The organism is Ensifer sp. D2-11, from assembly GCF_054161295.1.
Genome location: NZ_CP096434.1, coordinates 1,615,185 through 1,638,711, shown reverse-complemented (window position 1 = coordinate 1,638,711; position 23,527 = coordinate 1,615,185). Strand labels below are relative to the sequence as shown.

Genomic DNA, 23,527 nt, shown 5'->3' with positions numbered 1-23,527 from the left:
AGAACGGGAATGCCGTGACACCAGTATTCACCGGCTCGTGCCTGTGCCGTAATGGGGGGCAACGCAAGGGCCGGAACGCGGCCCGATTTGGCGACTGCCGCCGAAGGGCGAAACATCGCGGGGTCGCCGAGCGCTCACTTGACCGGAACGACGAGCGGGGAGCCTTTTTCGACGATATATGTCGCGAGCTCCGATGCCTTGCCGCTGCCGACATTCTTCGCGAGATGAGCCACCCCCGCCGGAATGAACAAGGCGTCGCCGGCATGAAGCGTGACCGGCGCTCTCCCCTCGAGCTGATATTCCAGCGAGCCTTCGAGCACATAGGCCACCTCTTCGCCCGGATGGGAGTGCTTGATGGAGACTGCGCCGGGATCGAAGTCGACGCGCACCTGGACTGTTTCGCGGCCCGGCTGGCCGAGATCGTGCTGCAAGAGATCGGTGCGGTGAAGTCCCGCTTGTTGAGCCTTGGCCGCTTGCAATGCCAACCCACTTCCAACGACCAGCAGCGCGGCCGCCAAGATCCGAGACGTTTTCATAGAGGTCATCCTTCCTGCATTGGCCGAGGCCCGTCCTCGATGCCAGTGCGGCTATTTGAATGACTGCGTGTATTGACGATGTGTCGGCCGGGCGGGACTTTTGTAACGGCATGTGTCAGCGGCTAAGGCATCAGCCTGGCAATTGCAGAGGAACGGCCTTCGCGCAGCGACGCCGACAATGGTCCCGCTATTCGCCGGCCCCGCCCCGTATCAAATCCGATCGAGGCTCCGCCACGGCGCCTGGCGGTCGAGGATGGTCGATCCGGGGCACCAGATCGACGAGCGGCTCCATGGGCTCGCTTGCTGGCGCCACAGCGGACCGAACCACAGAAGCACGAGCGCCGTTCCCAGCGGGAGGGCGGGGATCGCGATGAACAATGCCGTTTGCATAAGCTTTGTCGGTCACGCGGGTGACCGCTCCTGTCGGCCGTTGTGCGGCCTCTCGATTCTTACAACCGGATGGCCCCAAGAAAGTTCCTTTCAGTAGGCCGCGGTCAAGGAAAGGCTGCACTCGCTCAGCGGCGAGGCATTCGACATCGCCTATATCAAGGCGCAGATCGTAGACCACCGGAAGACGTCGCATCTGATGGGAAATACCATTGGCGAGGACGCCGAGCTGCAGAGGTTTGCCGCGGGGACCGGGTGCCGCAATACGCTAAATCCGGCTTGCTGGGCGAGCCGGTATTTTCTCGTGCTGTGCGGAACGATTCACCCAGGCCGCAGGTTAGGTGGCCTTCGGAGGTATCCCCGATGAGAGCCATCAACGCCACCCTCGCCGCGATAGTGTTGTGCCTCGCGCCTTTGCTGGGCGTGCCCGCTCGGGGCGAGCCCTTGCAGCCCCAGGAATTCGCGCGGAAAATGTCGATGTCGAACCTCTTCGAGATGGAAGCGGCAGAACTCGCGCGGCAGCGCGGCAAAGGGCGCGAGGTACTGGAATTCGCCGAGCGGATGCTTGCGGATCACGCGCGAGCCGGCAAGGAACTGGCCGAAGCCGCAGGCAAGGATGGCGTCGAACTTTCCCAGTCGCTCGACAAGGCCGGTGAGGAGAAGCTTGCCGCGCTACGGGCGCTGAGCGGTGCCGCCTTCGATCCGGCCTACCTGTCCTCCGAGGTCACTGCGCATGAAGATGCTCTGGAGCTTCTCAAGAAATACGCGGAGGAGGGCGATGCCGGCGCGCTGAAAGCCTTTGCCGAGTCCACTTATCCGACCGTCAGAACCCATTTGCTCCAGGTTCAGTCCATGACGTCCCAGTGAGCGTTCCCCACGGGCTCGAGCTGGGCACGCGATCGACCCGCCGACCGCCTCGGGTCGCTGCTGCCTATCTAGGGCCGGTTGAGATTCGGGGTACCCGCCGCGGCTTGTTTGATTTCCTCCCGGATGCCTGCCTCTCAGGCGATGTTGCGGTCGGTGTTGCCGGCATTCCAGCCGGGTGATCCTCCCGATGGGCGGATGCGAAGGTTGTTCTGGACATGCTTCACGCCGGAGACGGCTTCGGCGCAGTCCTCGGCGCGGCGTTTGCCCCATTTGGAATCGACCAAACCGCTCAGCTGGACTTCGCCATTGGTGACCGAGACCGCGATATCGGAGGCGTCGAGCATTCCTTCGTCGCTGAGGCGATCGCTCACGTCCTCCTGTATGCGGGTGTCCGAACGGGTGTACCCCTTGGGACCTTTGCCGCGATGCTGATCCATCTCGCGTCTGCGCTCGGCGTCCTCGTCGCCCAACCAGGACGCGACTTCGTCGCTGGCGCGTTCGAGAAAGCCGCGCTCCCCGTAGCCCCTGCCGCGATAGGGATACCCCTCGCCATAGTCGTCGTCGCGGTAATAGCCTCCACCGCCGAAGTAACCTGGACCGTAGGATCTGCCGCGTTGGCGCCGATCCGACTCGGGATAGCTCTCGTAGACGTCGCGGCTCCGGCTCCTGTTCCTGGCCATGATTTCCTCCTTGGCATGGTTCGTCGACGTCGGTCAAACCCGCGAGCAGGCACTCGGTTCCGGCGCAATGAGAGCTCCGGCACAGGCCCGGGCATGCCGCGGAAACAGGACCGTCCGGAACCTTCGGCGGCCGACACGGTTGGCTGCATTTGAGGAGATACGACGATGTTGACGAACTATTTGTGGCTCTTTGTCACCGGCGGCGGCGCCTTCATACTCGGTGCTGCGGTCGCCTATGCCATCCTGAAGCAGAGGCCGCTCTCGCGTGCCGAAAAGCAGGCGCAGAAGCACAAGGTCGAGGAGCTTTACGAACAGTCGCCGGAGAACCGGCCCCGCTGATCGCCGGGCGGCGAGACGGCGCCAAGGGAGGCTTCCTGAACGAGCGAAGCACGGGAGGAGAGGGCCTGCGGCGCTTTGCAGGGAACAAGGTTCTAAATGGCTCGTTTGATTGCGTAGACGATAACGATCCCCGTTATGCATGGGAGGAGCCGACAATGACCAATGACACAAGCGGCCGTGGGTCCGGCGATCCCTTGGGCAGGCCTTTGACGGCCGCGCAAGGCATCGAGCGCGTAAGCGGTGTGCAAGCCGGTGACACGGGCAGACAGGGCGAGGCGGGTGACCGCAGCCTTGAGAACGCCGTGCGTGAAGACGTAAACGAGTTCAAAGAGTTCGCTAGTGAACAGACGGAGCAGGCAAAGGCGGCGGTCGGCCGCGCCGTCGAGGATGAGAAGAACGTCGCTGCACGGCAGTTGAGCGGTGTTGCTGCGGCCCTCGAGAAGGTCGGAAACGAGCTAGAACAATCGGATCAACGGGCCATAGGCCGCTATGCCAAGCAGGTCGGCACGTCGCTCCAGGGCTTCGCACGCAAGGCCGAGGGCCGCAATCTCGGCGAGATCGCCGGAATGGTCGAAGATTTCGGCCGAAAGCAGCCGCTCGCCTTCCTCGGCATGGCCGCAATCGCAGGACTGGCCGCAAGTCGGTTCCTCACCGCTTCGCCTCCACGCCGGGACGGACGGGATGCTTCGGGACGGACCCGTCAATCAAGCGAGAAGGAACGCTATAATGGCTAATCATCGGGACGAGCGCCCCCTGACGGAACTGATGACCGGTCTGGTGGCGGATATATCCGGTCTTTTCCGGAAGGAAATCGACCTCGCGAAAGCCGAGGCATCCGAGAATCTGAATCGAGCGGTCGGCAGCCTCGAGACGCTGCTCGTCGGGTTGATCTTTGCCATAGGCGCTGTCGGCGTGCTGCTGAGTGCCGTCGTCCAGGGTCTTGGCGCCTTCCTCGTGGCTCAGGGCATGACCGAAGCGAATGCCGATGCGTTGTCAGCGGCCATCGTCGGCGTGGTCGTCGCCTTGCTTGCCTGGGCGATGATTTCGCGCGGCCTCTCGGCGCTCAAGGGCAGCAGCATCCAATTCGATCGGACGGCCGCCTCCCTGCAGCGCGATGCGAACGTGGTGAAGGAGAGACTGCAATGAACGATTCCGCACACACGCACTCCGCTGCCGAACTGCAGCGAGAGATCGAGGCCGATCGCCAGCGAATTGAGGAAAAGCTCCACGAAATTCAGGAGCGCATGTCGCCGGGAGAACTGATGGACGAACTGCTCGAATATGCAAAAACGAGCGGCGGGTCCGAATATCTGAGCAATCTCGGCGTGGCGCTCAAGTCAAACCCGATCCCGGTTGCCCTGATGGGGGTGAGCCTCGCCTGGCTGATCGCCAACCCCGCCTCGCGCGCGCCGCGACAGGGGGAGGGGAATGACGGCGCGGATGATTATCCGCTTGCACCCGTGAGGGGCTCCGTCCGGCGAGTGGGTCCGGTGGAGGCGAGCTTCGGCGAGCGCTACAGTCACTTCACGGATGAAAGCGGCAGCCGCTTCCGCGCCCTCACGGACGAAGCCGGCCGGCGGGCCGGCCACTTCGTCGACCCCGCCGGAAAGGTGTATCGCGGCTTTACCGACGCGGCAGGCAAGCAGATCGAAGATATCAGGGACGAGACCGGCGCCCTTTTCGACGAGGCGTCCGGCTGGGCGTCCCGGACGTGGAGGCAGGTGAGTGCCGCGGCGGGCCGGATGTCCGAGTCGGTAACGGGAGCCGGCAGATCGCTCGCCGGCAGCATGCAGGATGCCGGCCGGTCGCTCGAAGAACAGGGCGCGCATCTCAATGCGGCCATCTTGAGGCACTTCCGCGACCAGCCGCTTGTCGGCGGAGCGCTCGCGTTTGCCGTCGGTGCAGCGATAGGGGCGGCGCTGCCCCATAGCGAGGCCGAGGACGAGGCGATAGGCGAAATGGCGGAAGATGTGCGGTCCAACCTTGCGGCCAGGGCGAATGCCGGAGTGGCGCAAGCCATGGAGGCCGGGCAGGAAATCCTCGACAAGGCCGGCGATGCGGCGCTGGAAGCGCATGACGCAGCTAAGGATCGCCTGCAGCAGTCGGTCCGGGAGTAGCCCTCCCACGCAGCGATTCCGTACGGAAGTGAGTAGTTTGAAATGGCGGAGCGTTTCAGTGAAACACTGAAACGCTCCGTTGCTGAAGCTTCCCTGATCAGAGCCTCTCTCCACCTGCTAATCTGCGCTTGTGGCAGCCAGCCGCTTTAGGCCGGCATGCCGCAAATCGTTTTGCAAATCGTTTTGAAAAACGATTTGCAAAACGATTTATCCTCGATTATTCAATAGGCATGACAACGATTGCCAAAGTCGCGAAACGAGCGGGCGTATCTCTGACAACGGTCTCGCACGTGTTGAATCATGCAGACCGCGTTTCGGCGGAAATGCGTCGAAGGGTGGAGGTGGCGATAGCGGAGCTCGGTTACGTACCGAACCCCCAGGCACAAAGCCTGCGCACGGGGCGGACCAACCTCGTGGCAATGCTGATCCCGGATATCCGCAACCCCTTCTATCCGGAACTCGTAAAAGCGGCCCAGTCGGATCTCCAGGCGATGGGGCTGGATCTACTGATCTTCAATACCGACGTTCCCGGCGGTCACTCGCAGGAACATAGCCGGCAATATCTGAGGCACATACGAAACCGCCGGATCGACGGATTGATCGTCGGCGACTTTGCCCTGCATGACATGCACGACGCATTGATCGGCATAGATGTCCCCACCGTCTTCATCGGCGACCTGCCGAATGCAGCCGTCGACAGCGTCAAGATCGACGATTTCGGCGGCGGTTATCAGATGGGCGCCTACCTTGCGAAGAAAGGCCACAAGCGCATAGCCCATATCACGGGCCCGTCTTTCTTTGCCGAGGCCATGGCAAGAGCGGCGGGTTTCGAACAGGGCCTGCGCGATCACGGCGTGGAGCCACTCGCCGAACTGCGGCGTGAAGGCACCTATCTTAGCCCGTCAGGCCAGGAAGCCGTGGAATGGCTGCTGGCGACCAGTGGCGATCACCTGCCTTCAGTCGTCTTTTTCGGCAATTTTCTCATGGCGGCGGGGGCGATTGCCGAATTCCATGACCGCGGCGTCCGTGTTCCCGACGACGTTTCGATTGCCGTTTTCGGCGACCAGCCCCAGCTCGAATATGTGCGGCCGCGGATCGCGCGTGTCGGCAACACCCCTTCGCTGCTCGCGCACCGAGCAGCCGCCATGCTGCTCGAACGATTGTCGGGCGAGTATTCAGGGTCGCCCCGCTCGGAGGTGATCCCCTGCATCCTTCACGCCTTCGATACGGCGTAGGGCGAAGCCGCCCTCCGGAGAGGAGCCGGGGGGTGTTTACCAGCAAAACGGGAGGAATTAATGAGTGAGAGAGAGAAGGTTTTTCCGATACTGACCCGCCGCGGCCTGCTGAAGGGAGGTGCGGCTGTCGCCGGCGGTGTCGTCGGCCTCGGCGGATTTCCCTACATCAACCGGCTCGCCGTACGGGCCCAGGAAACACCGCTGAAATTCTGGCAGTTCTACGCACCCGGCGGGCCGGTGGCGAGCCAGGTCGCATGGTTCGAGAAGACGGTCGCCGACTGGAACGACAGCCACCCGCAGAAGATCGAACTCGAGTTCATTCCGAACTCCGAATATATCAGTGGTCCGAAACTGGCGACTGCCTTCGCCTCCGGCGAGGGACCTGACATATTCATCATCTCGCCGGGCGACTTCCTGCGCTACTATAATGGCGGCGTCCTCAAGGATCTGACCCCCTTCATCGATGATGAGGCCAAGGCGGACTTTCCCGAAAGCGTCATCGCCAACCGCATGGTGGACGGCAAGATCTTCGGCATCCCGATGGAAGTCGAGCCGATGGCGATGTACTATTCGGTCAAGGCTTTCGAGGAGGCCGGCCTCAACGAGAACGATGTTCCCAAGACATGGGAGGCGCTGCTGGAGGTCGCAAAGAAGCTCACGACTCCCGAGCGCTTCGGAGTGATGTTCGAGACCCAGCCGGGATACTACCAGAACTTCACGTGGTATCCGTTCCTTTGGCAGGGCGGCGGCGAATTCCAGACGGCCGACGGCAAGAGCAGCTTCAATTCGCCGGCAACGGTGCAAGCGCTCAAGTTCTGGCAGGATGCGATCAACAGTGGGGTGGCGCCCCGCCAGATCATGGGTGCGGGCGGGCACGATACCATTGCCAACCTCGCATCCGGCTATGTCGCCATGCAGAATGTCGGCATCTGGGGCATTTCACAGCTTCAGAGCAACGCCAAGGATTTCCAGTATGGCGTCTTCCGGCTGCCCACGCCGCCGAACGGCAAATATGTGACCGTCGGCGGCGGATGGGCATTCGTAGCCAATGCAAATGGCCACAACTCCGACGCGGCGGGCGAATTCTGCGCCTGGGCCCTCGCGTCCATGGATCAGGGCTCTGTCGACCGGGTCGCCAACTGGTGCACCAAGGGCAAATCAGACATGCCGCCGCGCAACAGCGCGCTGAAGAGCGGCGGCGGGGCCTTCTCGACGGGTATGATCGGCAAATTCGCCGAGGAGATCCATCCCGGGACGCGGGCCGAGCCGCGCGTTCCGCCGGAGGTGTACAAGATCATCTCCGATGCGATCCAGCAGACGCAGCTGGGCGGCGCCGATCCGCAAGCGACGGCGGCGGCCGCCTCTCAGCAGCTCGACGCGTTTCTCGCGAGCTATCAAGGCGCGCCGATCCTTTGACGGCCACACCGGCGGCCGCACCGGATGCGGCCGCCTCAGCAAGCTGGACGTGATGCCATGACAACGATTGCCCAATCGGCCGCGCGGCGCAGGCACGCCGGCCGAACCCGCCTTTCCGCCAAGCATCGCGAATGGATCGCGGGCTATCTCTTTGTGCTGCCCGATGCGCTGGGGCTGTTCATTTTTCTCGGAGTCCCGATGGCGCTATCCCTGGTGCTCAGCCTCTTCGAGGTCAACGGTTTCGGCGGTTACTCCTTCGTCGGCGCCAGGAATTACCTGCGCATGTGGAACGACCCGCTGTTCTGGAAGGGAGCGAGGGTCACCGCGCTCTACGCCGTCATGCTGGTCCCGCTGCTCTACGTATGCGGGCTGGGCCTTGCCCTTCTCGTGCAGCGCACCAATCGCTTCAACGCGATCATGCGCTCAATGTTCTTTGCGCCGCACATGGTCAGCCTCGTCGTCGTCGCGCTCGTCTGGCAATTCATGGTGGTCGACAAGATCGGCGTAGTCAGCAGACTGACCGCCGCTCTTGACATCGGCGGCATCTCCCTCCTCGGCGATCCCAACTTCGCGCTGATCACCATCGTCCTGGTCAGCGTCTGGTTCCTGATGGGATTCTACATGCTGATCTTCCTGGGCGGTCTGCAGGACATTCCCCGTCAATATTACGAGGCGGCGATGATCGACGGGGCGGGTGCCATCGCCCGCTTCTGGTTCATCACGCTGCCGCTTCTCAAGCCCACGAGCTTTTTCGTGATCATGGTGTCCATGGTCGCGGCCGTCGCAGGCGCGCAGGCCTTCGACATCATCTACGTCATGACCAAGGGCGGGCCTGCGAACGCCACGTCGGTGCTGATCGTCTATATCTATCAGCAGGCTTTCGGTTTCGGAGCCTTCGGCTATGCGGCAGCCATGGCCTCCATCCTGGTCGTGGCCCTCATGATCGTGACGGCTGTTTTCTTTGCCCTTACGCGGGGAGGACGGTTCCATCATGAGCAGTAAGCGTCCCCAGCCTTTTTTCTCCCGATCGCAGGTCACGCTGGTCCGTGGCCTCTGGATGGTGGTGACCGCGATCCTCGCCTTCATGACGCTCTTTCCGCTCCTCTGGATGGTGTCGATCGCCTTCAAGCCGGCCGCCGAGTCGTTCTCCTCGAACCTCGTCCCGCAGGCACCGACGCTCGACAATTTCATCTATGTGCTGACCGGCGTTCCGTTCATCCGCTACATGGTCAACAGCTTCCTCGTGTCCGCCACGGTCACGGTCGTGGCGCTGTTCTTCCACACCATGGCCGGCTATGCGCTGGCGCGGCTGAGATTTCCCGGCCGAGAGGTGATGTTTCTGTCGATCTTCTCGACGTTCCTGGTCTCGCTGCCTGTGATCATCGTGCCGCTCTTCGTCATCGTCAAAGCCATGGGCATGCTCAACTCCTACGCAGGATTGATCATCCCGGCGATTTTCAACGCCTTCGGCATCTTCCTTCTCAGGCAGTATTACCTGTCGCTGCCCAAGGAAATCGAGGAAGCCGCGCGCATCGACGGCGCGGGTTACTGGCGGATCTACTGGAGCGTCATCCTCCCGCTCAGCCGCCCGATCATGTCGGCACTGGCGATCCTGTTTTTCCTGGCCAACTGGAATTCCTTCCTGTGGCCGCTGACCATCACCTCGGACCCCGATCTCTGGGTCGTCCAACTCGGGATTGCGAATTTCAAGAGCCAGTATTCGGCATCCTGGAACTACATGATGGCCGCTTCCACGATCGTCGCCATCCCGACCCTCATCCTCTTCGTGATCTTCCAGAGGCAGATCATGGATTCCCTCAAGACCAGCGGGCTCAAGTGAGCTGCGAGCGATTACACAGGAGCAATTCGAATGACCAATGCCGGCCTCTCGCCCCTTCGCGGTCTCGCGAAGCTGCGCAAAGCGAAAACGCGCCGCTTCTCCAGCCATGACCGCACCGGCGGCAACGACGACAGGCTGCACATCGAACCCGGCAAGACGGTGGTGATCGGCGAATACGAAGGTGCCGGCATCGTCACCCATATCTGGGCGACGCTCGCATGCGAGAGCGAGGACTTCCTGCGCAAGATCGTGCTCAGGGCCTACTGGGACGGTGAGACGGAGCCGAGCATCGAAGCGCCTGTCGGCGACTTCTTCGGCATGGGCCATGCCCGCACCGCCAATTATGCAAGCCTGCCGATGCAGGCGAGCCCGGAGGATGGCAAGGCCTTCAACTGCTACTTCCCCATGCCCTTCGGCTCGCAAATGAAGTTCACCGTCACCAACGAGGCCGAACACGACCTCCTCTTCTACTACTATATCGATCTCGAGCTTCACGATGTCCTCGAGGAGGACATGGGCCGTTTCCACGCGCATTACCGCCAGGCACGGCCGACCGGTATGAGCGAAGCCGGGCTGACCAACGAACAGTTCCTTTTCGGCGGCGAGAACGTCGATGGTCGAGAGAATTACACGATCCTTGAGGCCGAAGGGCGCGGCCATTACGTCGGCGTACTCTACAGCGTTTACTCGCGGCGCCGTTCCGAGGTCTGGGATTGGTATGGCGAAGGCGACGACATGATCTTCATCGATGGCGAGCAGGGACTGTCGGTACCGGATACGGTGCGCAAGCCCGATCCGCGCATCGGCCCGAAAGCGGCGTTGATCGAACCGCGGCCGGAGTCTGAACCAGGTGCCAACGACGCCTGGCCACCGACCCTGCACGGCACGGGCACGGAAGACTATTTCAACACCGCCTGGTGTCCGACCCAGGATTATAGCGCGCCCTATCACGGCATTATCGCGGCCGGCGGCCCCAACTGGACCGAACCGGTCACGCTCTACCGCTGGCACATCGAAGATCCCGCCATCTTCCACAAGGCCATTCGGGTGACGATCGAACGGGGCCATGCCAACCGCCGCGGCGACGATATCTCCTCCGTCGCCTTCTGGTACCAGGCCGAGCCGCATAAGCCCTTCGGCAAGTTCCCCGATGTTACGGACCGGGTACCGACTTATCGCCGACCGTTCCACAACATGGAAGCGGCAATGAAAAAGGCGAGAGGCTGAGATGGCCAGCGTTGAAATAAGGAATGTGGTCAAGCGCTTTGGCGCGCTGGAAGTCGTCCATGGTGTCTCGGCAGAGATCGCCGACGGCGAATTCGTCGCGTTGGTCGGCCCGTCGGGCTGCGGCAAGTCCACCCTTCTGCGGATGATCGCGGGCCTTGAGGAAATCTCCGACGGAGCGGTCGTGATCGGAGGAGATATCGTCAATGAGGTCGCTCCGAAAGACCGCAACATATCGATGGTCTTCCAGAACTATGCGCTCTACCCGCACATGACCGTTGCCGAGAACATGGCCTTCGCGCTTCGCTTGGCCCGCCTCCCCAAGGACGAGCAGAAGAGAAAGGTGGGCGAAGCGGCTACCATGCTTGGCCTCGACGGCTTGCTCGACCGCTATCCGGGGCAGCTCTCCGGCGGCCAGCGCCAGCGCGTCGCCATGGGGCGGGCCATCGTCCGCCGTCCGGAAGTCTTCCTGTTCGACGAACCCCTCTCAAATCTCGACGCGAAGCTCCGAGTGCAGATGCGTGCCGAGATCAAAGGCCTGCACCAGCGCCTGCGCACCACCAGCATCTATGTGACGCATGACCAGATCGAAGCCATGACGATGGCCGACCGCATCGTCGTCATGCGCGACGGCAATGTCGAGCAGATCGGGACGCCGCTGGAGATTTTCGACTATCCTCGCAATCTCTTCGTCGCGAGCTTCATCGGCAGTCCCTCGATGAACTTCATCGAGGGCGAGATCGTTGACGGCACGTTCCGAGCGCCGGGCGGCATCATCATTTCTGCTCCCGATCTGGCTCACAAGGGGCCGGCCGTCGCGGGAATAAGGCCGAACAAGCTGCAGGTCGGCGCTGACGGCCCCTCCGCCAAGGTGCTGATCGTGGAACCGACGGGCGATGAAACACACCTTTTGGTGGAGCTTGGCGGAGCGCAACTGGCGATGTTGCTTCGCGAACGCACCAGCCTCGCACCCGGTGACGAGATCGGCCTCGCCTTTGCCTCCGCTGATTTTCACTTCTTCGACGGTCAGACCACCCTGCGGCTTGGAGCGCTTCCAGGAGAAGTGCGAAACGGTTTTCCGCCCGCAAGTCCGTAGAACCGGCCGCGCGACCTCGCCGCCGGTGGGTGCCGGTCAGGCCGGGCCCTGACGCCGCGGAGGAGCAGGGAACAAATACCGTGAAAGCCGGTTGAGTCGCGAAGCGGAAAGGAGCGACCATGTCCAAGCCGGCAAGCAGTTCTGCGCAGGTGCGCGGCGACATCCAGCATGGAAGGACGGGTGACAAGAAGCGCGGCTTCGACCCCGCGGCGGCGCCGCTCGAGACTGACGACGAAGCAGGCGGTATGCCTCCCGGCAGTGAAGCGGTCAGAACCGCCAGGGCCGGGCAGTCAGAGGGGAGGCCGGCCGATACCTCTACCGAGTACAACGACGCGATGCGGCCGCTTGCAGCGGCGGAGACCGCCGGACCGAACAGGCAACGGCTGGGGCTGAGCCTGGCCATTGTAGCCATGGCCATCGTGATAGGCGGCTTGATCTACGCCGGCGGGCTTCTCTCGCCGTGAAAGCGGTTCTTCAAACAAGCCAATCGAAGGAGTCTCCAAATGCCTGACCGTCGACGCCCATCGAAAGATCCTCTATCGGAACTGGCCGCTCGCGAGGAAGCCATGTATTTGCGGCGCTCGTCGACGCGCTTTCTCGAATGTGCGATTCATCTCTGCGTGACGCATATGACGCTTCAGGAGGTGGCCGACCTGCTCGAGAAGGAAGCTGCGCAGCTTCGCCGCTTCGGATGAGGTCCGGCAGGGGACGGGTCGTCAGCTCCAACGCGACGGTGAATTGCACCTCTGGCCTGCAGGCCAGAGGCTCGGCCTCGTCAGTCGCAGCCGTCATTCAATCGAGTCGCGCCTTGTTCCCGATATCTGCCGAACCTCCGAGGATCCTCAGGGTGGGCTCGTCCAGATACGGGCGCTCGCCGCGCCGCAGGAGATAGACTTCCCGCTCGGGATTGGCTTCGATGACGAACCCCGCGCTTCGCAGCACCGCTTCGACGCCGGCGCGGTTGGGGATGAACCAGTTGGTGGGGTCATCCGCGAAGCGGTGTTCGACGAAGAACAGCTTCGGATAGTCGGGCCGGTCGAAGATCTCCCACTCCCGGAAATCGTAATCACCCTTGAGGCTTGCAACGGAATCCGACCCGCGCTGCATGCACTGGAAGAGCATCTGGTCGCCGACGACGTGCTCGTAGAGGAGGTCGAGTGCCAGCAGCGGATGGCGCAGGTGATAGAGAACGCCCATGAAGATGACCAGATCGAACCTCTCGCGCAGCCGTGCCGCGTCATAGACCGACATCAGCCTGTATTCGATGTCGAGCCCCGCCTGCTCCGCGGCAAACTTCGCCTGCCGCAGATAGTGCGGGTCCGAGTCGATGCCGAGTACGCGTCCGGCATTGCGGCGTTTCATCTCCTGCGCGTAGAACCCCGCATTGCAGCCGATGTCGAGGACGCTCCTTCCTTCGAGGTCCTCCGGCACGACATGCCTGAAGGCCTTCCACTTCACCGCGGGATAGTCGCCGAGGAAGTGACCGGGCGCCGTCTCGATGCCGCCGATCCGCATGTTGTGGAACCAGGGACCGAGCGCCGCAATCTCTTGCGCGATCGCCGTTCGGTCTTTCGTCTGCTGAACCATGATCACAGATCCTGAGTGACGATGGAAAGTTGTGGCTGGCGCCGGGTGCGGCCGGACCGGCGTTCAGCGCGGCTTCCGGCAAGTGCGCTCTGGAACCAGGCGATCGTATGCGTCAGCCCCTCCTCCAGAGGAACTTTCGGCTCCCAGCCGAGAAGCTTCCTGGCGCGCGCGATATCGGGACGGCGACGCTGCGGATCGTCCGCCGGCAGCGGCTCATGGACGATCGTCGAGGCCGTCTCTATCCTGGAGAGGACCAGCTCCGCCAGTTCGATGACGGTGAATTCTCCGGGATTGCCGAGGTTCACCGGTACGGCAGGGTTCTCCTTGCGGTTCATCAGCCGGATCAGTCCGTCCACGAGATCGGAGACGTAGCAGAAGGAGCGCGTCTGCTCGCCACTGCCGTAAACAGTGAGCGGCTCGTTCCTCAGCGCCTGGACGATGAAGTTCGAAACGATCCGGCCGTCATTGGGGCGCATATGCGGACCGTAGGTGTTGAAGATGCGAGCGACCCGCGTGTCGACGCTTCCCGCCCTCAGACTGTCGAAGCACAGGGCTTCGGCCGCGCGTTTGCCCTCGTCGTAGCAGGCCCGCGGCCCGGTGCAATTGACGTGGCCCCAGTAGTTCTCCTGCTGCGGATGCTCCTCGGGATCGCCGTAGATCTCACTTGTGGAGGCCTGCAGAAACGTGGCCCCGTGCCTTTCGGCGAGCCGCAGGAGATTTCCCGTCCCGGTCACGCTGGTCATCATCGTGTGGATGGGATCGGCCTGGTAGGACGGCGGCGATGCGGGGCAGGCCAGATTGTAGATCTGGTCGACCGGTTCATCGATGTCGATTTCATCGCAGACGTCCTGTTCCACCATGGCGAAATAGGGGTTCGACTGCAGGCCGATGAGATTGGCAGGGGAGCCGGTGAGATAGCTGTCGAGGCAGATCACCCGGTTGCCGGCGCCTAGAAGTGCTGTACAAAGGTGCGATCCGACAAAGCCGGCCCCGCCGGCAACCAGGATGATCTTTCCTCGGCTTGCTTTGTTTCTTTTAGCCATCGGCCGTTCTCCTTTCGGGTTAAACCGGAAGCCGCCGCTCGGAACGCCTGGTGGCGAGACCGGTCCTAGCGGCGACGCTTTCGATTGCCTCGACAAAGGTCCGTGCGCGCGCCGCGGAACTGTGCGCGGCGGCGACGCGTCGATAGGCGCAATCGGCAAGTGCTTTGCGTTGTTCTTCGCCGAGCCTCGTCAATGCCGTGACGACATCGCTGCTGTTCTGCGCGATGATCACGGCCTCGCCGGCCGGGAAGAAGCTTTCGATCCCCTCCCACCAGTCGCTGACGAGCGGCGTGCGGCACGCGGCGGCCTCGAAGAGGCGAACGCTCGGGGACCAGCCGGCCGCCACCATGTCGGCCCGCGTGACGTTCAGGGTGAATCGCTGGCGGCTGTAGAACTCGGCATGTCTGCCGGGCGGCAGATGTTCGATGCGCTCGACGTTTGCCGGCCAGTTGATGTCGTCAGGATAGCTCGGCCCGGCGACGACGAAGCGCATGTCCGGCAAGCGCCGCGCCGGCTCGATCAACAGGCGTTCGAGCGCGGGTTGCCTGTCGGGGCTGAAGGTGCCGAGATAGCCGAGGTCCCACTCCCTGGCCGCCCCGGTATTGCGATAGGCGTCCAGGTCGACGGCGCAATAGAGGGGTACCGGCCGCCGCGCCGCGAACTCGTCCCGCAGCCGGTCGAGCGTTCTGCCGCCGGAGAAGGAAAAATAAATGTCGAATGCCGCAACCTGTCTTCGCGCGAGAAACTCCTCGTCGCCGCGCTCGAGCTTGGCGAGCGTCACGGGCGTGTCGATGTCGTAGAAGCACAGGCGTTTCGGTCCGAGATCCGCGACTGCGTCGATGACCTCCACGCCATCAGGCACATAGGAGCCGATGACGACGGCATCCGCGCCGGCAAGCCTGTGCGCATGCCTTGAGACGAGTTCGTCCGGGTCCGTGTAGAACACGAGGTCGCAGAAATCCGGGGCGGCCAGATCGCGGTTGCTCGCATACCAGGGCACGTCCCGTTCCAGGAACGTCACCTTGTGCCCGGCAGCGTCGAGGGCGCGAAGCAAAGCGCGATAGGTCGTCGCATGACCGTTGCCCCACGAGGAGGACAGCGAGAGACCGAGAATGACGATGTCGAGCGGTCGCTTCATTCGGCAGCCTCCATGCGGCGCGCCTGCCGCAGGACGCGATCCACCTCCTCGGCACGATGCGCATAGGTATGCTCGGCGAGAACGCGGCGGAGCGCCCGCTCGCCGATCCCCCTGGCGCCGGCGGCCGTCAGCTTCTGCATCAGTTCGGCGACGTCGCGGCCGTCTCTGGCGACCAGCACTTCTTCTCCGGGCTTCAGGAAGAGCTCGATGCCCTCCCAATAGTCGGTGATCAGGCAGGCGCCGGCGCCCGCGGCCTCGAAGACGCGGGTTGCCGGCGAGAAGCCGTTTTCGGCCATGCTGGCGCGTGAAATATTCAGGACGGCATTCGGCGTCGTGTTGAAGGCATTGTGGTCGGCGGTCGGGACGTGCCCGATATAGGCGACATTCGGGGACAGAGACTTGTCGTGCCAGCCGGATCCGCCGAGCAGGAAACGCCGCTGCCAGAGCTTTTGCGCCGGCTCGAGGAAGAAGGCCTCCACGCGCTCCTCCCGGTCCGGCAGGCGGTTGCCGAGGAAGGCGAGATCGGCGGCAAAGCGCGGATCCGGCGGCACCGGATGGTGAGTCTCGGGATCGACGGCATTGTAGATCGGAACGCAATCGCGGGCACCCAGCGCGCGATAGGCGTCGACCACGGGATCGCCGCCGCCATAGGTCAGCACGAGATCCAGGGAGGAAAGCGCGCGGCGAAGCGGGTGGTCGGGTGCGGCCCTGAGCTCGGCCAGAGTGGCTGGTGCATCGACGTCCCAGAAGATTTTCAGCGCCGCCGGGTCTGCCGCGGCCATCACCTCGGCAAGCAGCAGCTCGTCCTCGAAGCCGACGCCGCTCGCCTTGACGACGATCTCCGTCTTGGCTGCTTCCTGTGCCACTCGCTTCAACGCCTCGACGGTCCCGTCATAGACGACGACCCTGCACCAGGAGGGCGGATCGATATCGCGGTGCTTCTGCCGGTCGTAGACATCAGGCTCGTAGAAGGTGATCTGATAACCCCGTTCGGCAAGCGCACGGAGCAGCCCGCGATAGTAGGTGGCCGCGCCGTTCCAATAGGCCGAAACGAGACTCGATCCGTAAAATGCCAGTCTCATACCTCGACCTCCTCCGAAATGATCTGTCGCGTGCCGGAGCGCGGCCTGTAGGAGGCCACGATGGCAAGAAGCTCGTCGACGCGATGGCTGCATGTGTGGCGCGCCCGGACCGTCTCCAATCCGGAGGCGGTCATCTCCGCGGCGAAGTCCGGTTCGGCGAGCAGCTGGCGCAGAAGGCGCGTCATCTCCTTGCCGTCCTTGGCAAGGCAAAAATCCTTGCCCGGCCGGAAAAGCCCTTCGGCATCGGTCCATGGCGCCGAAATCAGCGGAATGCCGCAGGCAAGCGCCTCGAAGACGCGGATTGTCGGTATTCCCGGCAGAGCCTCGACATAGGGCCGGCGCGGAATGTGCACGGTGACCCGATGCTCGGCGAAAGCCCGCGGAACGGCGGCATTGGCGAGCCAGCCGCCATAGTCGATTTTTGCGGAGCGCAAGGCCCTGAGCGCGGTCTTGGGATATCGCACGCCGCGGACGGTCGTCCTGAGCTTCAGCTTTTTCGCCGGTTCGACCAGAAAGGACATGATCTCGCTGCTGCGCTCGTCGTCGCCCCAATTGCCGATCCAGATGAGCTCGCCCCGCTTCTCCACTTCCGGCATCGGGTGGAACAGCGAGGTATCCGCAGCCTCGTGCCAGGTATGGACATGCCTTCCCCAGCCCGCCTGCAGATAGCGCTCCCGCAGCGCCTCACCGAAGGCCAGAACGAAGTCGTAACCGGAAAGGTCGAGCCGGGCGATGTCCCGCTCGGCGCTGACGGCGCGGTGATGGGTATCGTGGAAAGCGAGCGTGAAGCGGCCGCCTTTCAGGCGAATGCGGCCGAGCTCGGCGACGAGAGCGGGATCGGTCCACTCATGCACGATGACCATGTCGGCCTCGCCGGCCGCCGCTTCATGCTCGAAATCGGTCCCGTAGATCCCGACCCGCAAATCGGGGAAGGTCTTGCGGAAGGCCGCGATCGCTCCGTTACCCTGATCTGCGATGAGATTGCGCCGGCTCCAGGAATCACCGGGCTCGAGCGCTACGGCCTCGTGGCCGCGCCGGATGAGTTCGCGCATGATGCCGCGCAGAAAATGCGCATTGCCGTGGTTCCAGTCGGACACCAATGAGTGGGTGTAGAAGAGAAATCGCATCCGCTCACTCCGCTGCCGTCAATCGATCGGACCCGCTCATCACGCGCCGGTAGGCGGCGAGCACCGCGTCGCGCTGGGCCTCGACGGTGAAATCGGCCGAGCGCAGCCGCGCCCGCCGGCCAAGGTCGGCCCTGAGCTTTGCATCCTCCGTCAGCCGGTTGACGGCTTCGGCAAAGGCGGCGGGATCGCCGGGGCCGGCGAAAAGGGCGGCATCCTCCCAGAGCTCGCGATAGGTTTCGATGCCGGCGAGAACCAGTGCAGCGCCCGCGCGCGCCGCCTCCAGCGCCACCAGGCCGAAGGGTTCGTAGACCGATGGAGAGACGACGATTGCGGCCCTCGACATCAGCGTCATCGTCCGGTCGTGGCTGAGTTCGCCTTCGTGATCGGCATGCATGATCGCGAGGTGCTGCCCGTTCGGCCCTTCGCAGGCGCCGGCCATCACGACCGGCCAGTCCATGTCGGCGGCCGCCTTGTCGAGCACGGCGCCATTCTTGCCTTCGTCCCACCAGCGACCGGCGGCAAAAACGAAGTTTTCCTTGGCGCTGACGAAGCATGCATTCCGGCTCGCATTATAGACGACTGCGAGATCGTGGATTTCACCGTAAGTACGCGTCAGGGCCGCGGCATGGCTTCGGCTCGGCGCGAGCACCAGGTCGGCGCGGTCGAATCCCAGCCGGTTCAATCGCTTCTGCCAGGCCCAGCCTTCCGGCAAACCGGAACCGCGCACCGCAGCGAACCAGGTGGCGACGCAGGAATGCGAGACGGTGACGACGGGGACCTCGGCCGTTATTCGCGCCGCCTGGGACGGCAGGTTGAGATGGAGGAGATCGACGGAATGCCTGAGCGCAAGTTCGGACAGGAGCTGCGGCACGCGGTCGAGTTCGCTCTCGTCTTCGACCATCCAGTCGAGCGGTGCCGAGAGCCATTCGAGCCGGCCGATGCTGCTCGCCTCGCGCCGTTGCTCCGGGGTAGGTTGCGGGCCGAGGCCGACGATCAGCGTCTCCACGCCGGAACCCCGCATGGCGGCAGCGAGATCCATAGCATAGCGCCAGATGCCGCCAACGGCATCGACCGTCATCAACACCCGCCGCGGCAGTAGGCCCGAGACGTTGTCGGAAAGGGCGGGAAGGCTCATGCGGTGACCCTCCGCGGTTGGCGCCGGATCCCGCTGACCGCGCTCCGATCGTCGTGAAGCCAGGCATAGAGGTCGCGCAAGCCCTCGCGCCAGGGCATCGCGGCCTTCCAGCCGAGCGCTTCGGCGATCGCGCGCGTATCGGCGACGAAGTACAATTGGTCGCCGGCGCGCCAATCGCTTTTTGCCGTCGAGAGCTTACGGCCTGTCAAAAGCTCGATCTCGCTCAGCACGTCGACAATGCTGACGGCGTTGCCGGGTCCGCCTCCGAGATTGAAGGCGCGCCCCTTCAGGCGGTCGATCGAGTTCAGGACCGCCCTGTAGGCCGCGACCGCATCGGTGACATGAAGAATGTCGCGGACCTGCTTGCCGTCGCCATAGATCGAAATCGGCTCGCCGGCGAGCGCGCGAATGAGGAAATGGGCGACCCAGCCCTGGTCCTCGGTGCCGAACTGCCTCGGTCCATAGACGCAGCTCATCCTGAGCACGGCGGTCGGCAAGCCAAAGGAGCGGGCATAATCCAGCACATACTGGTCGGCGACGCCCTTCGAGCAGCCGTAGGGTGTACAGAAATCGAGCGGCTGGGTCTCGCCGACGCCATGCTCGCGTGTCTCTTCGTCGGCCGGCATGTAGCGGCCCCGCATGTCCTGCATCTCCATGTGCCCGAGCGCGCCATAGACCTTGTTTGTGCTGGCGAAGATGACTGGCGCACGGCGCCCGGCCAGGCGTGCGGCTTCGAGCACGTTGAGCGTGCCGCGGGCATTCGTCTCGAAATCGTCCGTCGGCTGCTCGAGGCTGGTGGTTACCGCCGTCTGGGCCGCAAAGTGAAACACCGCCTTGGCGTCTCTGAAGGCAGCTTCGATCGCGCCGAGGTCGCGGATATCGGCGATCAAGGCCTCGACGGCGCGGCCGTGGCCGTCCACCAGCCATTCGAGGTTTCGCTCGACGCCGGGACGGCTGAGATTGTCGAGAACGATCACGTGCTCGCCGTCGCGCAGAAAGCTGTCGGCGAGATTGCAGCCGAGAAAGCCGCTGCCGCCTACGACCAGGATCGGCGCCGCCTTGCCGGAAAGAGCGGGCGCCGCCAGATGCCGGTCCGTGCCGACGGTCCGGCCGCTCATAGGACCAGCCCCCGTGCTTCCAGATGGCGTTTCATCTCGGCACCGCGGTCGATCGCGCCGGCGCTGCGGACCCATTGGGCGAAATCCGCAAGCGAATCCTCGAGCCGGTGGGCCGGTTCGAAGCCGAGAAGGTCGCGTGCCTTGGCAATATCGGCGAAGCAATTGCGGATGTCGCCGGAGCGGGCCTTGTTCATGATCTCCGGCTCGATTTCGGGGACACCCATCGCTTCGGCAAGCAGCGAGGCGATGTCCGCAATGGCGTAGGCGTTGCCGCTGCCAATATTGATGACGTGGCCGGCGGCGTGCGGCTGTTCGAGCGCCAGCCGGAAGGCACGCGCCACGTCGCGGACATGCACGAAGTCGCGTTTCTGCCGGCCGTCCTCGAAGACCATCGGCGATTGCCCGTTGGCAAGGCGGGACGCGAAGTTGGCAAGCACGCCGGTATAGGGGTTGGAAAGTGCCTGGCCGGCGCCGTAGACGTTGAAGAGCCGCAGCGCCACCGCGTCCGTGCCATAGGCTTCCCCGAATATGAGGACCTGACGCTCCTGCGCATATTTGGTGAGCGCGTAGATCGAAGCGAGATCGACGGGCTTGTTCTCGTCGGTGGCGATCGGCCTCAGGCGTTCGCCGTCAGGACCGGACGGGTTCCAGGTGCCGGCTTTGATCTCGGCGGGGGATCGCCGGATATGCGCACGGCGCTCGCCTGCCGTCGTCTCGTATAGGCCTTCGCCGTAAACGCTCATGGAAGAGGCGACGACGATCCGCCGGATCGGCATGCCGATCATCGCCTCGAGAAGGACGGCGGTGCCCAGGTCGTTCACGCCGACATAGCGGGAAATCTCGTACATCGACTGGCCGACGCCGACTTCCGCGGCGAGATGAATGACGTGATCGACGTCCTTCAGCGCGCTTTTCACCGCGTCTGCGTCGCATATGTCGGCGCGCCGCATGTCTACTTCCGGTGGCAGCGTGACCTGCGCATCCGCATGGACCTGATCGTTCAACGCATCGAGGACGCGCAGGTCGTAGTTCCTTGAAAGAAGCTCTTCGACAACATGCCGCCCTATGAAGCCGCAGCCGCCGGTAACAAGTACTTTTGTCATAATGCACCTGATGATGACCAATCAGAGATAGAGACAAACCTCCAACAAACCTGCGTCGCAAATGTTCCTTCTTCTTTGACTTCTTCTTCTTTGATGTTCTTCTTTGATCCCCCGCGGGGCGTCGCCCGTGCCAAGGTACAAACCTCTCTTTCGCGGGAGTGTTCCACGCGAACTGCGGGCATCAGGAACAAAAGCTGCAACATCAAGTTAAGGGCGGAAGGCTCTTGAACATTGCTCAGAGCTTTCTTTGGCCGGGGCAGGGGCGGGTCCGGCGGACCTCGCGACACCCTTTTCGGGCTGCCGGACAGGTCTCCACCGAGGGAAGGAGCTGACATGAACATCAGCATATCTCAGCGGACGGACACGATGTCCGCCGCTATCGTCACCGGGCCGGGCACGGTGCGCATAGAAACGTTGCCGTTGCCGCAACCAGGTCGCGGCCAGGTGCGGATAAGGCTCGAAGGCTGCGGCGTATGCGCCTCCAATCTCGTTCCCTGGGCGGGTCCGGAATGGATGCAGTTTCCGACGGAACCCGGCGCGCTCGGACACGAGGGCTGGGGAATTATCGACGCGGTCGGCGAGGACGTGCACGGTTTCGCGCCGGGCGATCGCGTGGCGGCGCTTTCCTATCATGCCTATGCCACGCACGATATCGCCGATCAGAGCGCGATCGCGCGCTTGCCGGCGTCTCTTGCAGATCAGCCCTTTCCCGGCGAACCGCTCGGCTGTGCCTTCAACATCTTCCGGCGGAGCGCGATCAGTGCGGGAGAGACCGTGGCGATCGTCGGCATCGGTTTTCTCGGGATTCTTCTGACCGAGCTCGCAAGCGCTGCCGGCGCGCGGGTGATAGCGATATCGCGCAGGCCGTCTTCGCTCGCTGCGGCCAAGCAGGCCGGTGCCAGCGAAGTGATCCCCATGGACGATCACTGGCGGATCATCGAAGAGGTGAAGCAACTGACCGGCGGGCGTTTCTGCGATTGCGTCATCGAGGCGGTCGGCAAGCAATGGCCGCTCGATCTTGCCGGCGAACTGACGAAGGAGCGCGGCAGGCTCGTCGTCGCAGGCTATCACCAGGATGGCCCGCGACAGGTGAACATGCAGCTCTGGAACTGGCGCGGCCTCGACGTGATCAACGCGCATGAACGCGATCCTGCAGTCTACATGCGCGGCATGAACGAGGCGATCGAAGCGACGGCAGCGGGTAGGTTTTCTCCCTCGCGGCTCTACACCCATCGGTTCCCGCTCGAAGAACTCGGCGCCGCGCTCGACATGACGCGCGACCGGCCGGAAGGTTTCATCAAAGCGCTGGTGATCTGCCATGAGTGACGCAATGCAGCTTTCAACGAACCCGAAGGCCGTCATCCGCCCCCGCGTCGGCTTTCTCGGCGTCGGAAGAATCGGTTTCCACCGGATGAAGGCGGTGGTCGAAACCGGATCCGTCGAAACCGTCGCGATCTTCGATCCTTCGCCGGAAATGGCGGCGGCGGCCCGCGAATTGACCCCCGAGGCTTCCGTCGTGAACTCGCTCGAGGCACTGCTCGACCAGGAGCTCGACGGCATCGTGATCGCCTCGCCGAGCGCGCTCCACGCCGCCCAATCGATCGTGGCTCTGGAGCAGGGCGTGGCGGTTTTTTGCCAGAAGCCGCTCGGCCGCACGCGCGACGAGACCGCGGCGGTGGTCGAAACCGCCCGGCATGTCGACAGGCTTTTGAGCGTCGATCTCTCCTATCGCTACACCGACGGCATCCGGCAGATCCGCGACCTGATCGCGTCGGGCGAACTCGGCACGGTGTTCGCCGTGGACCTCACCTTTCACAATGCCTACGGGCCGAGCAAGCCGTGGTTCTACGACAAGGCGCTTTCCGGCGGCGGCTGCGTCATAGATCTCGGCGTGCACCTGGTCGACCTCCTTCTCTGGGTCCTCGGGTTCCCGGACGTCGCTCGGGTGGAGAGCAGGCTCTTCGCCAAAGGTCTGCCCATCCGCCGCGACGGCGACGAGGTCGAGGATTACGCGGTCGCCACAGTCGAACTGGCGAACGGCGTTCTCGCCCGGATCGCATGCTCTTGGCATCTGCAGGCCGGGTGCGATGCGGTGATCAGCGCCGACTTCTACGGCACCGAAGGCGGCGCCAGCCTGAGAAACGTCAACGGATCGTATCTGGACTTCACGGCCGAACGCTATCGCGGCACGCAAGGCGAGGTGCTTGCGGTTCCCCCCGACGCCTGGGGTGGACGCGCGGCGGCCGGCTGGGCCGAGAGGCTGGCCGCAGGCGAGCGCTTCGATCCCGACAACGAATATCTGGTCACGGTGGCGGATGTGCTGGACAGGATTTATGGGAGGTAGGGTGGCGTGCGGTCCGCTGCGACTCGTATCCCAGATCACGATGTTTTTAGGTCGGGTCGACCTAAAAACATCGTGATCGAATCCAAGAAGTTGAGACGCGGGATGCGGGCGGA

At 63.5% G+C, this 23,527-nt stretch carries 28 protein-coding genes; 16 read left to right on the top strand and 12 right to left on the bottom strand.

Translation table 11 applies throughout. From position 1 onward, the window contains the following. Positions 1 to 134: 134 nt before the first annotated feature. Together M1D34_RS24770 and M1D34_RS24765 are read right to left on the bottom strand one after the other, a co-directional pair. Entirely contained in the window at positions 135 to 536 is a 402-nt protein-coding gene (locus M1D34_RS24770) for a cupin domain-containing protein (protein ID WP_498782916.1), read from the bottom strand. Between the two features lie 210 nt (positions 537 to 746). Further along, the gene (locus tag M1D34_RS24765) at positions 747 to 926 is read right to left on the bottom strand and encodes a hypothetical protein (RefSeq protein ID WP_498782914.1); all 180 of its coding nucleotides are present in this window, start codon (positions 924 to 926) and stop codon (positions 747 to 749) included. A 115-nt stretch (positions 927 to 1,041) separates the two neighbouring features. Here M1D34_RS24765 and M1D34_RS24760 point away from each other — a divergent pair, with 115 nt between their 5' ends. Both M1D34_RS24760 and M1D34_RS24755 read left to right on the top strand, forming a co-directional pair. Then, the gene (locus M1D34_RS24760) at positions 1,042 to 1,290 is read left to right on the top strand and encodes a DUF4142 domain-containing protein (RefSeq protein ID WP_498784377.1); all 249 of its coding nucleotides are present in this window, start codon (positions 1,042 to 1,044) and stop codon (positions 1,288 to 1,290) included. After that, a complete protein-coding gene (locus tag M1D34_RS24755) occupies positions 1,287 to 1,790 on the top strand; it encodes a DUF4142 domain-containing protein (RefSeq protein WP_498782912.1) in 504 nt (167 codons plus the stop codon). Before M1D34_RS24760 ends, M1D34_RS24755 begins: the two co-directional genes overlap by 4 nt. A 134-nt stretch (positions 1,791 to 1,924) precedes the next feature. Here M1D34_RS24755 and M1D34_RS24750 read toward each other — a convergent pair whose 3' ends face one another. After that, positions 1,925 to 2,470 (bottom strand): BON domain-containing protein, encoded by a 546-nt coding sequence (locus M1D34_RS24750; protein ID WP_498782910.1) that lies wholly within the window; start codon positions 2,468 to 2,470, stop codon positions 1,925 to 1,927. Positions 2,471 to 2,635: 165 nt separating this feature from the next. On the opposite strand from M1D34_RS24750, the gene M1D34_RS24745 reads away from it, so the two are divergent. The 12 genes from M1D34_RS24745 (at position 2,636) to M1D34_RS24690 (ending at position 12,432) form a co-directional block, all read left to right on the top strand. After that, positions 2,636 to 2,809, top strand: a complete 174-nt coding sequence (locus M1D34_RS24745; protein ID WP_498782908.1) for a hypothetical protein — start codon at positions 2,636 to 2,638, stop codon at positions 2,807 to 2,809. 155 nt (positions 2,810 to 2,964) lie between these two features. Further along, the gene (locus M1D34_RS24740; RefSeq protein ID WP_498782906.1) at positions 2,965 to 3,543 is read left to right on the top strand and encodes a nutrient deprivation-induced protein; all 579 of its coding nucleotides are present in this window, start codon (positions 2,965 to 2,967) and stop codon (positions 3,541 to 3,543) included. After that, positions 3,536 to 3,955, top strand: a complete 420-nt coding sequence (locus M1D34_RS24735; RefSeq protein WP_003528659.1) for a phage holin family protein — start codon at positions 3,536 to 3,538, stop codon at positions 3,953 to 3,955. Before M1D34_RS24740 ends, M1D34_RS24735 begins: the two co-directional genes overlap by 8 nt. Further along, positions 3,952 to 4,926: a DUF3618 domain-containing protein gene (locus tag M1D34_RS24730; RefSeq protein WP_498782903.1), complete on the top strand. Its 975-nt coding sequence runs from the start codon at positions 3,952 to 3,954 to the stop codon at positions 4,924 to 4,926. The genes M1D34_RS24735 and M1D34_RS24730 overlap by 4 nt, the downstream gene beginning before the upstream one ends. Before the next feature lie 230 nt (positions 4,927 to 5,156). After that, a complete protein-coding gene (locus M1D34_RS24725; RefSeq protein ID WP_498782901.1) occupies positions 5,157 to 6,161 on the top strand; it encodes a LacI family DNA-binding transcriptional regulator in 1,005 nt (334 codons plus the stop codon). Between the two features lie 60 nt (positions 6,162 to 6,221). Continuing rightward, positions 6,222 to 7,577, top strand: coding sequence for an ABC transporter substrate-binding protein (locus M1D34_RS24720; protein WP_498782899.1), 1,356 nt, complete (start codon positions 6,222 to 6,224; stop codon positions 7,575 to 7,577). A gap of 57 nt (positions 7,578 to 7,634) precedes the next feature. Next, positions 7,635 to 8,579: a carbohydrate ABC transporter permease gene (locus M1D34_RS24715; RefSeq protein WP_498782897.1), complete on the top strand. Its 945-nt coding sequence runs from the start codon at positions 7,635 to 7,637 to the stop codon at positions 8,577 to 8,579. Then, on the top strand, positions 8,569 to 9,417 hold the full coding sequence (locus tag M1D34_RS24710; RefSeq protein WP_498782895.1) for a carbohydrate ABC transporter permease: 849 nt from the start codon (positions 8,569 to 8,571) through the stop codon (positions 9,415 to 9,417). The genes M1D34_RS24715 and M1D34_RS24710 overlap by 11 nt, the downstream gene beginning before the upstream one ends. Positions 9,418 to 9,447: 30 nt before the next feature. Beyond that, positions 9,448 to 10,644, top strand: a complete 1,197-nt coding sequence (locus M1D34_RS24705) for a glycoside hydrolase family 172 protein (RefSeq protein ID WP_498782893.1) — start codon at positions 9,448 to 9,450, stop codon at positions 10,642 to 10,644. A 1-nt stretch (position 10,645) separates the two neighbouring features. Then, on the top strand, positions 10,646 to 11,737 hold the full coding sequence (locus M1D34_RS24700; protein ID WP_498782891.1) for an ABC transporter ATP-binding protein: 1,092 nt from the start codon (positions 10,646 to 10,648) through the stop codon (positions 11,735 to 11,737). 119 nt (positions 11,738 to 11,856) lie between these two features. Then, entirely contained in the window at positions 11,857 to 12,201 is a 345-nt protein-coding gene (locus tag M1D34_RS24695) for a hypothetical protein (RefSeq protein WP_498782889.1), read from the top strand. Positions 12,202 to 12,240: 39 nt separating this feature from the next. Next, the gene (locus M1D34_RS24690) at positions 12,241 to 12,432 is read left to right on the top strand and encodes a hypothetical protein (protein ID WP_033046178.1); all 192 of its coding nucleotides are present in this window, start codon (positions 12,241 to 12,243) and stop codon (positions 12,430 to 12,432) included. 97 nt (positions 12,433 to 12,529) lie between these two features. Here M1D34_RS24690 and M1D34_RS24685 read toward each other — a convergent pair whose 3' ends face one another. From M1D34_RS24685 to M1D34_RS24645, 9 genes are read right to left on the bottom strand one after another with little or no spacing between them, the layout of a single operon-like run. Beyond that, positions 12,530 to 13,324, bottom strand: a complete 795-nt coding sequence (locus M1D34_RS24685) for a TIGR04290 family methyltransferase (RefSeq protein WP_498782887.1) — start codon at positions 13,322 to 13,324, stop codon at positions 12,530 to 12,532. Between the two features lie 2 nt (positions 13,325 to 13,326). Further along, the gene (locus M1D34_RS24680) at positions 13,327 to 14,367 is read right to left on the bottom strand and encodes a UDP-glucuronic acid decarboxylase family protein (RefSeq protein WP_498782885.1); all 1,041 of its coding nucleotides are present in this window, start codon (positions 14,365 to 14,367) and stop codon (positions 13,327 to 13,329) included. A gap of 19 nt (positions 14,368 to 14,386) precedes the next feature. Continuing rightward, positions 14,387 to 15,505 (bottom strand): CgeB family protein, encoded by a 1,119-nt coding sequence (locus M1D34_RS24675; protein ID WP_498782883.1) that lies wholly within the window; start codon positions 15,503 to 15,505, stop codon positions 14,387 to 14,389. Next, complete coding sequence (locus M1D34_RS24670) at positions 15,502 to 16,587, bottom strand: CgeB family protein (RefSeq protein ID WP_498782881.1); 1,086 nt, start codon at positions 16,585 to 16,587, stop codon at positions 15,502 to 15,504. The genes M1D34_RS24675 and M1D34_RS24670 overlap by 4 nt, the downstream gene beginning before the upstream one ends. Beyond that, the gene (locus M1D34_RS24665) at positions 16,584 to 17,714 is read right to left on the bottom strand and encodes a CgeB family protein (protein ID WP_498782879.1); all 1,131 of its coding nucleotides are present in this window, start codon (positions 17,712 to 17,714) and stop codon (positions 16,584 to 16,586) included. Before M1D34_RS24665 ends, M1D34_RS24670 begins: the two co-directional genes overlap by 4 nt. 4 nt (positions 17,715 to 17,718) lie before the next feature. Further along, on the bottom strand, positions 17,719 to 18,849 hold the full coding sequence (locus M1D34_RS24660) for a glycosyltransferase family 4 protein (protein WP_498782877.1): 1,131 nt from the start codon (positions 18,847 to 18,849) through the stop codon (positions 17,719 to 17,721). Continuing rightward, positions 18,846 to 19,967, bottom strand: a complete 1,122-nt coding sequence (locus M1D34_RS24655; protein WP_498782875.1) for an NAD-dependent epimerase/dehydratase family protein — start codon at positions 19,965 to 19,967, stop codon at positions 18,846 to 18,848. The genes M1D34_RS24660 and M1D34_RS24655 overlap by 4 nt, the downstream gene beginning before the upstream one ends. Continuing rightward, entirely contained in the window at positions 19,964 to 21,070 is a 1,107-nt protein-coding gene (locus tag M1D34_RS24650; RefSeq protein WP_498782873.1) for an NAD-dependent epimerase/dehydratase family protein, read from the bottom strand. The genes M1D34_RS24655 and M1D34_RS24650 overlap by 4 nt, the downstream gene beginning before the upstream one ends. Continuing rightward, positions 21,067 to 21,411, bottom strand: a complete 345-nt coding sequence (locus M1D34_RS24645; RefSeq protein ID WP_127514007.1) for a hypothetical protein — start codon at positions 21,409 to 21,411, stop codon at positions 21,067 to 21,069. Before M1D34_RS24645 ends, M1D34_RS24650 begins: the two co-directional genes overlap by 4 nt. On the opposite strand from M1D34_RS24645, the gene M1D34_RS24640 reads away from it, so the two are divergent. Continuing rightward, positions 21,404 to 22,396: an MDR/zinc-dependent alcohol dehydrogenase-like family protein gene (locus tag M1D34_RS24640; protein WP_498782870.1), complete on the top strand. Its 993-nt coding sequence runs from the start codon at positions 21,404 to 21,406 to the stop codon at positions 22,394 to 22,396. The genes M1D34_RS24645 and M1D34_RS24640 overlap by 8 nt on opposite strands. Further along, entirely contained in the window at positions 22,389 to 23,414 is a 1,026-nt protein-coding gene (locus tag M1D34_RS24635; protein ID WP_498782868.1) for a Gfo/Idh/MocA family protein, read from the top strand. The genes M1D34_RS24640 and M1D34_RS24635 overlap by 8 nt, the downstream gene beginning before the upstream one ends. The last annotated feature ends 113 nt before the right edge of the window (positions 23,415 to 23,527 follow it).